The organism is Thermoanaerobaculia bacterium (assembly GCA_035717485.1).
Taxonomy (GTDB): domain Bacteria; phylum Acidobacteriota; class Thermoanaerobaculia; order UBA5066; family DATFVB01; genus DATFVB01.
Genome location: DASTIQ010000149.1, coordinates 22,411 through 32,816, shown reverse-complemented (window position 1 = coordinate 32,816; position 10,406 = coordinate 22,411). Strand labels below are relative to the sequence as shown.

The 10,406-nt window shown below is 68.3% G+C and carries 4 protein-coding genes and 1 tRNA gene; 3 read left to right on the top strand and 2 right to left on the bottom strand.

Annotated elements, in window-relative coordinates; all coding sequences use genetic code 11:
* Positions 1 to 3,669: protein kinase (locus VFS34_07935; GenBank protein ID HET9794377.1), on the bottom strand; the 3,669-nt coding region annotated here is incomplete at its 3' end.
* Positions 3,666 to 6,233 carry a protein kinase gene (locus VFS34_07930; GenBank protein ID HET9794376.1) on the bottom strand — a complete coding sequence of 856 codons (2,568 nt, stop codon included), beginning with the start codon at positions 6,231 to 6,233 and terminating at the stop codon, positions 3,666 to 3,668. The genes VFS34_07930 and VFS34_07935, both read right to left, overlap by 4 nt.
* Positions 6,234 to 6,383: 150 nt before the next feature.
* Between VFS34_07930 and VFS34_07925 the strand changes: the two genes are divergently transcribed.
* From VFS34_07925 to VFS34_07915, 3 genes are all read left to right on the top strand, one after another.
* Complete coding sequence (locus tag VFS34_07925; GenBank protein HET9794375.1) at positions 6,384 to 9,314, top strand: TonB-dependent receptor; 2,931 nt, start codon at positions 6,384 to 6,386, stop codon at positions 9,312 to 9,314.
* 73 nt (positions 9,315 to 9,387) lie between these two features.
* A tRNA-Ile gene (locus tag VFS34_07920) sits at positions 9,388 to 9,461 on the top strand.
* Positions 9,462 to 9,590: 129 nt separating this feature from the next.
* The gene (locus VFS34_07915) at positions 9,591 to 10,313 is read left to right on the top strand and encodes a C4-type zinc ribbon domain-containing protein (protein HET9794374.1); all 723 of its coding nucleotides are present in this window, start codon (positions 9,591 to 9,593) and stop codon (positions 10,311 to 10,313) included.
* Positions 10,314 to 10,406 lie beyond the last annotated feature (93 nt).

Genomic DNA, 10,406 nt, shown 5'->3' with positions numbered 1-10,406 from the left:
GAACCGCCCGCTCGGCGAGACCGCCGTCGCGTTCATCCAGGGAACCTTGGAGAAGCCCTCGAGCTTGACGGGCGGCCGGCCATCGACGGGCACGACCCAGACGCTGCTTCCGACACAGAACAGGAATCGGCCGCCGGGATCGAACGACATCCCTCTCGGCGGACCGGTCAGGCCCGGCACCGCCAGGGTCCGCGGGCCGGCCGAGCTGGGAGTGAGCGGCCAGAGCCGGATCGACGCGCCCCGCCACGACGTCGCGAGCCAGCGGCCGTCCGGGCTGAAGGCCTCGACTTTGTGGTCGAGGTTGAACCCATCGACGACGAGCGGATGCGGGCCAAGGAGCGGCCAGAACGTCATCCGGCTGTAGCCATGCGTGGAAGCCACGAGCCAGTCGCCGGCCGCACGGATGTCCCAATTCGCCATGTACCACGACGCGTTTCTCCGCAGGAAGAGGGGGCGCGCCGCCGGCCACCCGCCCCGCCTCCACAGACGAAGGCCCTCCGCGACCCGCTCGAAGAACCATCCGCCCTTGAACGCGGCGTCCGGGGCGGTCTCCGGGGAGGAGAGATTTTCCGTTCGTGGAGTCTGCCCGGAGTCGAGCGTCCAGAGGCGCTGCTCCCGGGCGCGGTTGACCGTCACCACCTGATTGACCTCCATCGACCGGATCGCCACGATCTCCGGAAGGTGCTCCCCCAGGACGAGGTCGGCGCTCCGGGGTGATGCCGCGAGCGGGTGCGCGAGCAGGGTGCCTCCCCGCGCGTACAGCCAGCTCGTACCGCCCGGCCCCCATGCGTAGGCACCGCTGCGAGGGACCCGACCGACCTCGACGGGGTCTCCCTCGACCGGCCCCCAATTCCAGAGCGCGAATTCGGGTGGCCGGCCTTCCTTTCCTTCGATCTCGGTGGCGCCGTACAGCCGCGAGTCGAGGAGGACGACGGCCCTGCAGAGGCCGCCGAACTGGACGGTTCGCTCGAGCCTGCCGTCAGGCAGAAAAACCGAGGCCCGGCCGACCGAAGACACGAACAGGACGATCCGCCCGGCGACCCAGAACGGGTTTCCGTTCCCGGCCAGGACGAGCGGTGGGCCGCCGTCCTCGCGGAAGACGTGGGAGTCTCCCGTGTAACCCCCGGCCGCGAGCTGCCGACCGTCGGGGCTGAAGGCGGGCAGCCAGACGACCTTGCCGATTCCGAACTCGAGTGCCGGCGGAGCCTCCCAGAGCGTCTTCAGGGCGAAGAGGCGCGCTTCGGGACTGTCGTTCAGCTCGAGGCTCGCCGTCGTATAGGCGAGGGCTTCGGTGGGGTCCTCGGCGAGGCGCTCCTGGCCGAAAGCGAGGAGCTTGCTCGCCTCGGCCCGCCGCGCCGCGACGACCGCTCTGTGCCGCGAGATGCCGACCGCAATCGCCACCGCCGCGAGGACCGCGATCACTCCCGCGACCGCGGCGGTCTGCCGCCGCCGGCGCCGTTGCGCCCACGCCCGCATCGCCCGGCCGAAGTCTTCCTCGATGGCGGTCAAGGCTCCCGGATACCGGCTTCGCCAGACCTCGAATTCCTGAAACGCCGTGCCCGTCCAGAGCAAGTCGCTCGTTCGTCCCTTGTCGTCCCAGAGGCGGGCGGCCTGGCGCAGCTGGTCGCGCAGCTGCGCACCGCCTTCGTCCTCGGTGCGCCAGCGAACCAGGCGTGGCCATGCCGACAGCAGCGACTCGTGCACCACCTCCACCCGCCGGCCGGCGGTCTGCGCGGGCTCGGTGGCGTGCGCGTCGTACCGGGTCAGCAGCCGCGCGTCGACGAGAGCTTTCAGGACTGCTTCCGCGTCGCCGCGCTTGGCCTCGGGAAACACCGTGAACAGGTCGTCCACGTCGCGGACGGCGCGGGTGCCCTCCGGCGTGACGAGATTCCGGAACATCTCCCGGACGATCGGAAGCTTTTCCTTTCCGACGCGCTCGAGCGTTTCCTCCGCATGCCGCGCGAGGGCCCCGCCGACTCCGCCGATCGCCTCGTATGCCGCGCGCGTGAGGAGACCGTTCTCGCGGTCGCGCCGCTCCCAGAGCGAGTTCGCGGCGAAGGCAAGGAGCGGCAGCGCCCCGCGCTCCCCTTCGACGACGCGGAGCATCTCGGCGGCCAGCGCTTCGTCTTCGAAACGGTAACCGCACCGGAGCGCCGGCTGGACGAGCGCCCGCCTCAGAGCGTCACCCGCCGGCGCGCCGAGGGGCATGAGGTCGCTGAAGACGGGCTTCAGCGCCTCGTGATCCTGGCAGCGAAGCAGGAAGTCGTCGCGCATCGAGAGGAGCACGTGGACGTCGGACTCGAGGACGAGCCGTCCGAGGAGCGAAGCGAATCGCGCCTGCACCTCCGTCGGATTGAGCGTGAAGAGCTCCTCGAACTGGTCGACGATGACGAGGGCCTCGGGGTGGGCGCTCCGCCAGCGGCGGAAGAGATCCACCGCGACATCGGCGTTCTCGAAGCGCAGCATCTGGCGCATCGCCTGGGTGTCGCGCGAGATCTCGGGGACCAGCGCCTGGCCGAGCGCGACGAACGGCGCGTCGCCGGGCGTGCAGATGAGGTGCGCCCAGCCTTCGGGCTTCGCCGGGATCACGCCGGCTCGGAGGAAACTGCTCTTTCCGGCTCCGGAGGGTCCCACGATCGCGAGGAGATGCCGGTTCGGCAGCCGCTTCCACGCCGACTCGATCTCGGCTTCGCGGCCGAAGAAGAACCGCGCGTCCGCCTCGGTGAATGCCGAAAGACCGGGATACGGCCGGGTCTTCTCGATCGTCGTGCCGGGCAGCCGCTCGGCGATCTCCTCGAGCGCCCGGGCGAGCGCCCGCGCGGATTCGTAACGATCGCCCGGATCCCGGGCGACCGCTTTCCGGATCGCCTCGGCCCAGGGCATGTCCGGCACCTTCAACGGATGCGCGCGAAGGCCCTGGAGGAGCGCCTCCTGCAGTTCGTGCCGGCGAACGCCGGACGGCGCCACCATCTCGGCGAGGACGAGTCCCGCGGCGAAGATGTCGGCGCGGCGGTCCGCGGGCGCGCCGGCGGCCTGCTCGGGAGACCAGTAGGCGGGTGTGCCGGCGATCGTCCCTCCCGCCGCGGCGGCCTTGGCGATGCCGAAGTCCATGAGGACGACGCGGCCCGCGCGCGTCCGCATGATGTTCTCGGGCTTGACGTCGCGGTGGACGAGGCCCGCGTCGTGAATCGCTCCGAGCCCCGACAGGAACTGGAGGGCGATCTCCCGCGCCTCACCGAGGTCGAGCGGCGTGCGCGTCGCGAGGATCTCGCGCAGCGTCGTGCCGTCGACGTACTCCATCGAGATGCACTCGAGGCCTTCGGCCTCGACCAGGTCGTAGACGCGGCAAACGTGCGGGGAGGCGACCGCGCGAGCGGCCCGGACCTCCGCGCGCAGGCGGTCGAGCGCGCCGGACTCGCTCAGCCTCTCGGAGCGAACGACCTTGAGCGCCACGTCGACCTGGAGCTTCAGATCCCGGGCGAGCCACACCTCGCCCATGCCGCCCCGGCCAAGGACGCCGCGGACCTCGTAGCGCCCGCCCAGCACTCGACGAGCGGCGAGAGGGATGCCAGACCCGCGGGCCGACGCGTCGATCGTCGGTGCCTCCGCGGGGGCGACTGCCGGAGCGGCTTCGGTGGCGGAGAGGAATCGATCCTCCTCGCGGCTCATCGCAGCCCCTCGGCGAGGTAGAGCTCGTTCGACAGCCGAGCGTACCGATAGACGTACGACTGCGCATCGTCGCTCAGCAGCACCTCTCCGATCATGCTCACTCCGGTCAGATCTGCGGGAGAAACCTCGTTCCAGGGTTCGACGCGTCCGGTCGCGATCTCGCGGCGGTACACCCGTGACGCGAGGGCGAGCGTCGACGTCTGGAGGTAGAGCCAGCGGCCGTCCGGACTCCAAAGAATCGGAGTTCCGGTCTCCCCGGCGAACGAGACCGAAGCACCGCCGTCGACGGGGTAAACGGTGAGGACACCGGAACCGTCCCGGATCGCCAGCTTCCGGCCGTCCGGGGAGACGGCGAAGCGACCCGCGATCCCCCCCGGCGTGATCGGTCGCCACGGCCGGTCGCCGTCGCGCACGTAGATGCGAGAGTCCGGTGTCGCGCCCGCGGCCGGATCGCGCTGCGACAGGAAGAGCCGGCGTCCGTCGCGGGACCACCGAGCCGATCCGGCGATCGCGCCGCCCGGCGGCCGCCCGAGGCCCGACGTCGGGATCTGCCGCGGCAGGCCGGGCCCGATCGGGATCAGCCGGAGCGGATCCGCTTTGCTGCTCGTGAGCACCCAGGCTCCGTCGGGGGACAGCCCGAGCGGTTCGTCGCTTCCGAGGTGCAGGGTCTGGGCGCCGTCCGTCGACCGCAGGTAGGCGCCCCCTCCCACCTCGCGACGCTCCCACGCCAGGACCCACCGGCCGTCCGCCGAGAGGGCGATGGGAAAGGTTCGCCCCAGAAGATCGAGTGGCTGCTCTTTCGGCGAACCGGCCCGGCCGGCAGCGATTCCGAGCCAGGCGGCGCCCGGGGAAAGGAGCGCACGGCGATCGGAGCCGACGTCCCACACGGTCAGCGCCACCGGTGCCCGCAGGACCAGGCGCAGCTTGCCGGTCAGAGAGAGCGCGTAGAGGGCGCGGTCGTAGCCCGCTCCGCTCTCCGAGCCGGTGAACCAGAGCTCCTTCCCGTCGGGCGTCCAGGCTTTGCCGAACTGCCATTCGATCGGATGCGAAGTGACGATCTTGCCGCCGACGTCGGTGATCTGTTCGACCTGCGCGCCGCGCTCGTCGCGACCGGCGAAGGCGATGTGATCGCCCGCGGGGGAGAAGCGCGGGTCCTGACCCCGCAGCGCCAGCGGATGTCCGAGGGGAAACTCGATCTGGGACGCGCCGCGGCTGAGGAGCATCTGCTCCCCGTCGGGAGCCCAGTCGGCGTCGATCGCGTCGGTCGCGAGGGGCCGCGGCGTGCCCCCCAGCGCCGCGACGCGGGCGAGCGTTCCGTGCGAGTTGTGCGGGTTGCGTTCGTTCGTCAACAGCACCGCGAGCTCGTTCTTCTGCGAGACCGAGAGCAGGATCGCGGGCGGAAGGTCGAGCGGTGCCGACTCGGTGCCGTCGATCCGCGTGACGAAGACCCGCGACGGTTCGCTGCCGTAGGCCGCGCTGTAATACACGCTCTTGCCGTCCGGTCCGAATCGGGCCCCCGTGATCGTGCCCCGTCGAAACGTGAGAGCGCGGAACGACGGCGGCGCATTCGAGGTGCGCCGGCCGGCGGCGAAATAACCGGCGCCGACGCTTGCCGCCGCCAGAGCGACGGCCGCCGGCAACGGCAGGCGACGACGGGACCGGCGCGTTTCGGCGGGGGCGACGGCCGGGGCGCGGATCGCCTCGGAAAGATGGGATCGCAGGTCCTGCAGCTCCTTGGCGAGGTCGCTCGTCGAAGAAAATCGTTCGGCGGAATCCTTGGCGAGGCACCGCTCGACGATCCAGCGGACGGGAGCGGGAACGGCCGGCGCGGCCTTCTCGAGCGGCTCGGGCTCCTCGCGGATGACGGCGGTCAGCGTTTCGGGAGGGGAAGCGCCGGCGAACGGCCGTCTTCCGGTCAGCATCTCGTAGAGGACGGTCCCGAACGAGAACTGGTCGGTGCGGAAGTCGACGGCCTTGCCCTGAGCCTGCTCCGGCGACATATACGCGACCGTGCCCATGACGACGCCCGCCGTCGTCTGGTGCCCGTCGGTCGTGGGAAGCTGGGAGACGTCTCGCGCGGTCGACTCGGTCAACTTCGCCAGGCCGAAGTCCGCGATCTTGGCGATGCCCGTCTTCGTGATGAGGACGTTCTCCGGTTTCAGGTCCCGATGGATGATTCCCTTCTCGTGAGCGGCGGCGAGGCCGGAAGCGATCTGCTCGGCCAGATCGAGGGCCTTCTTCAACGGCACGGGTCCGGCATCGATCAGGCGGCGCAGGTCGGAACCGTCAACGAGCTCGGAGGCGAAGAAGTGGACGCTGTCTTCTTCGCCGACGTCGTAGACGGCCACGATGTGGGGATCGGTCAGAGCGGAGGCCGCGCGGGCCTCTCCCTCGAACCGCCGAAGCCGCTCCGGGTCGCGGGCGAGATCTTCCGGGAGGACTTTGACGGCGACCTCGCGCCCGAGCCGCGTGTCTCGCGCCCGGTACACTTCGCCCATCCCGCCCGCGCCAAGCGGGGAGAGGACCTCGTAAGGACCGAGACGGCACCCCGCTGCGAGGTTCATCTTCGCCTCGCCCCGGCTCACAATCGAACTCGATTGCTGACCTCTTTCGAGGCTACAGGCCCGCGGCTTCGAATGAATGATCCATCTGGATCATGCGAGTGGGCGGCGAATCGCGTAGCAGTGGCAGTCAACAATCGAAAGGGGGCCGCCATGGCCCGTATTCGACGGCTCGCGATCTTCGTCCTGGGGATCGGCGTCGCGGCGTCGCTCGCCGGACAGGCGACGACGGGGAACCTCTACGTTCGCGTCCTGGATGAGCAGAACGGCGTGCTTCCGGGTGTCGCGGCGACGCTCTCCGGCTGCGGCGCTCCGATGACGACGACCACCGGAACGCAGGGCGACTTCCGCTTCCTGAACCTCGCTCCCTGCCTCTATTCGCTCCGGACGGAGCTTTCCGGCTTCGCCACGGTCGAGCGCGACAACGTGGTGGTCAACCTGGGGGCGAACACGGAGCTTTCGATCGTGATGAGGATCGCCGCCGTCGAGGCGACGGTCACGGTCACTTCGGAATCGCCGCTCCTCGATTCGAGGAAGCAGGCGGCGGGAGCCAACTTCAGCCAGCAGGAGCTGAAGTCAATCCCGACGGTTCGCGACCCATGGGTCATCCTGCAGCAGACGCCGGGCGTCCTCGTCGACAACCAGAACGTCGGCGGCAGCGAGAGTGGGGCGCAGTCGCTCTACGTCGGCAAGGGTACCGACCCGTCCCAGAATGCGTGGAACGTCGACGGCGTGACGATCACCGACATGTCGGCGGCCGGATCGTCCCCGACCTACTACGACTTCGATGCCTTCCAGGAGATGCAGGCGACGACCGGCGGCAGCGATCCCTCGATCGCGGTGCCCGGCGTGACCCTCAACATGGTGACCAAGCGCGGCACGAACGAGGTGCACGGTTCCGCCCGGTTCTTCGATACGCCGCGTCAGCTCGAGGCCTACAACACGCGCACCGATTTTCGCGAGCAGCAGCAGGCGCTCGGAAAGAGCAGCGCGCAGAATCGGATCGACAACATCCAGGACTATGGCGTCGAAGCGGGCGGACCGCTCTGGCCCGGCAAGGCCTGGCTCTGGGGCAGCTACGGAAGGAACCAGATCGACCGGCTTCAGGCGTCGGGCACGCCCGACAAGACGACGCTCGAGGACTTCTCCGGGAAGCTCAACGTCCAGCCGATCGAGTCGAACTCGATGACCGGTTTCTACTTCCGCGGCGACAAGTTGAAGTTCGGGCGGGGCGGGGGACCGAATCGGCCGCAGCCGACCACGTGGGACCAGTCCGGACCGACGACGATCTGGAAGGGGGAGGACTCGCAGGTCTTCGGGCCGACCTTCGTCGCGGACATCTCCTACGACTACGTCGACGGCGGCTTCAAGTTCGTTCCCGAGGGCGGGAACCGGGACATGTACCGCGACGTGCAGGGCGTATGGCAGAACTCCTACGATTTTTACTCGACCTATCGTCCGCAGCACCAGGTCGACGGGAACCTCTCTTCGTTCTTCAACACCGGCGGCGTGGGCCACGAGCTGAAGTTCGGGTTCGGCTACCGGAAAGTGGACCTGAAATCGAACGCGACGTGGCCGGGGAGCGGGGCGATTCCGCTCGAAGACTCTGGCATCGTCAAGCTCACTCGTGCGAACATCATCGCCCTGGACACCCGGTACGGAAGCGCTTTCCTGCAGGACACGATGACGATCTCGAACCTGACGGTCAATCTGGGCGTGCGCTACGACGAACAGTACGGCCGGAACCTGCCGACCACGTCCCCGGCACGCTCCTGGAACGACGTGCTCTGCGATTCGAAACAGCCTCCCTCCGAAGCGAACCCGTGCCTGCCGACGCTGTCGTATCCGGGCGGCGACGCCGAAGTCCGCTGGAAGAACTGGGAGCCCCGGGTCGGTCTGACCTGGGCGATCGGCGCGCACAGGGAAACCCTGATTCGCGCGTCGTACGCGCGCTTTGCCGACCAGCTCGGGCAGGCCACGGTCAGTTACGACAACCCGCTCGGCTACTCGTACCTCTACTGTTACCTTTCCGACTCCTACAGAGCTCACGCGGCGGCCGGCAACCATACGATCACGGGCCCGGGCGATCTCGCCGGCTTCTCCTACGCGTACGGCGTCGACCCGAACAACCCGACGGCCCAGGTCTCGGTCAACCAGATCGATCGCCACCTTCGGGCACCCACGACGGACGAATACACGATCGGCGTCGACCACCAGATCTCGCCGGAGTTCGTGGCCGGCCTCTCCTACACGCATCGGGACCGGAAGAACTTCGTCTGGACACCGCTCATCGGCCTGACCAGCGCCGACTACTCGGTCTACTCGCCGGGTGTCGAAGGCTACGACTGGCAGGGAAACTCCCTCGGCGTGTCGGATCCGGTCTACGGCGTCACCGGCGGCTACCACGGAAACTTCGGCAGGCTCGAGACGAACCGCCCCGGCTACGGCACGAAGTACGACAGCGTGGAGCTCCAGGCGACCAAGCGCCTCACCAACCGGTGGATGGCGCACGGCTCGTTCACGTGGATGAGCTGGAACCAGGACGTCGGCTCGAACGCCTGCCAGGATCCGACGAACGTCATCCGCGGGGCGACCGGCCCGGCCTGCAAGGACGGCTCGCTCGCCTGGTTCGGCGGCGACGCCGGCGTGCGACCGTACGTCTACATCAACGCCCGTTGGAGCTTCAACGTGAGCGGCCTCTACCAGCTCCCGATGAACTTCAATGCGTCGGCGAACCTGTACGGCCGCGAGGGGTATCCCATCCCGTACTCCATCCGGGTGAATCCGGGCGACAAGCTCGGGAATCGGAACGTCGCCATCGGCGATCCTGCCCGCCACCGCAACTCGGATCTCTACGAGCTCGACATGCGGCTCGAGAAGATCGTCCCGCTCTTCCAGAAGGCCGACCTGACGCTCTCGATGGACGTGTTCAACGTCTTCAATTCGAACACCGTTCTGCAGAAGCAGATCCTCGCCTCCAAGAGCAACGCTGGTGCGGTCAACGGGAGCGGGGCGACGGCCAACGAGATCTACGAGATCCAGGCGCCGCGGACACTCCGATTCGGGGTGCGACTGAGCTTCTGATCGCTCATTTGGGGCCTCCGGCGAGGCCCCCGGGTTCCGTGCTATATTTTCCTGCTTGGGCTAGGATCCCCACGGGTCCATAGCTCAGCGGTCCAGAGCCACCGGCTCATAACCGGCCAGACCCCGGTTCGAATCCGGGTGGACCCAGGACCGGCAGACGGGAAAGGGATTCGTGGATCAGGCAAGAACACGCGACATTGTCCCCAAGGACGAAATCGAGGAAACGGGGCGACTCTCCACGAGTGCGCCCCTTTTTTATGCACTCGCGGAGACGGCGTGACCGGTGAAATAGAAAATCTGATCAGGCTCCAGGAGCTCTTCCTCCTCCAGAAATCAAAGGCCCGCCAGCGCGAAACCCTTCCCCCCGAGCTCGCCGACGTCGATCGCGAGTACCGGGAGAAGATGACCGCGATCGAAAACCTCAAGGCGACGATCGACGAAGCCGAGCGCTCGCGCCGCGCGTCGGAGGGGAAGCTCGCCGAGCTCACGGACCGTCAGAAGAAGTACCAGGCGCAGCTGATGGCCGTGAAGAACTCCCGCGAATACGGCGCGATGTTGAACGAGATCGACCAGGTCAAGCGGGAGCTTCGCGGAGTCGAGGACGAGGTCGTCGGATTCATGGAGACGATCGAAGCCGCCCGGACCGAGCTCGCCGAGCGGGAGGCGAAGTTTCCTGGGGAGACGGAAGAGCACGAGAACCAGCTTTCGGGCTGGCGCGAAACGCAGCGCGAGATCGACCGCGAGATCGAGGAGGCGCGGACGCAGACCGCCGAGATCGAAAAGAAGTTCACCCCGAAGAAGCTCGCGGAGTTCTACCGGCTCTGTGAACGCAAGGGAGGCCACGCCGTCGTCCGCGCGGTCGCCGGATCGTGCTCGGCCTGCCACGTGCGACTCCGGCCCGCGCTCTACCAGGCGCTGCGTCTCGGCGGCGAAGTCATCACCTGCGACTCCTGCAAGAGAATCCTCTACTACCAGGACGACGCGGCCGCGTCGTCGTAGGAACGGTCGCGAGTCGGCGAGTCACGAGTCCCGAAGCGTGACGATTCCTTTTTCTCCGGAGCGAGTTCAGCGACGCCGGGTCCCCGACCCGGC

What these genes read in the sequence shown, in the direction of transcription:
- VFS34_07930 (HET9794376.1), bottom strand. Translation starts at nt 6,233, where the DNA reads ATGAACCTCGCAGCGGGGTGCCGTCTCGGTCCTTACGAGGTCCTCTCC.
- VFS34_07925 (HET9794375.1), top strand. Translation starts at nt 6,384, where the DNA reads ATGGCCCGTATTCGACGGCTCGCGATCTTCGTCCTGGGGATCGGCGTC.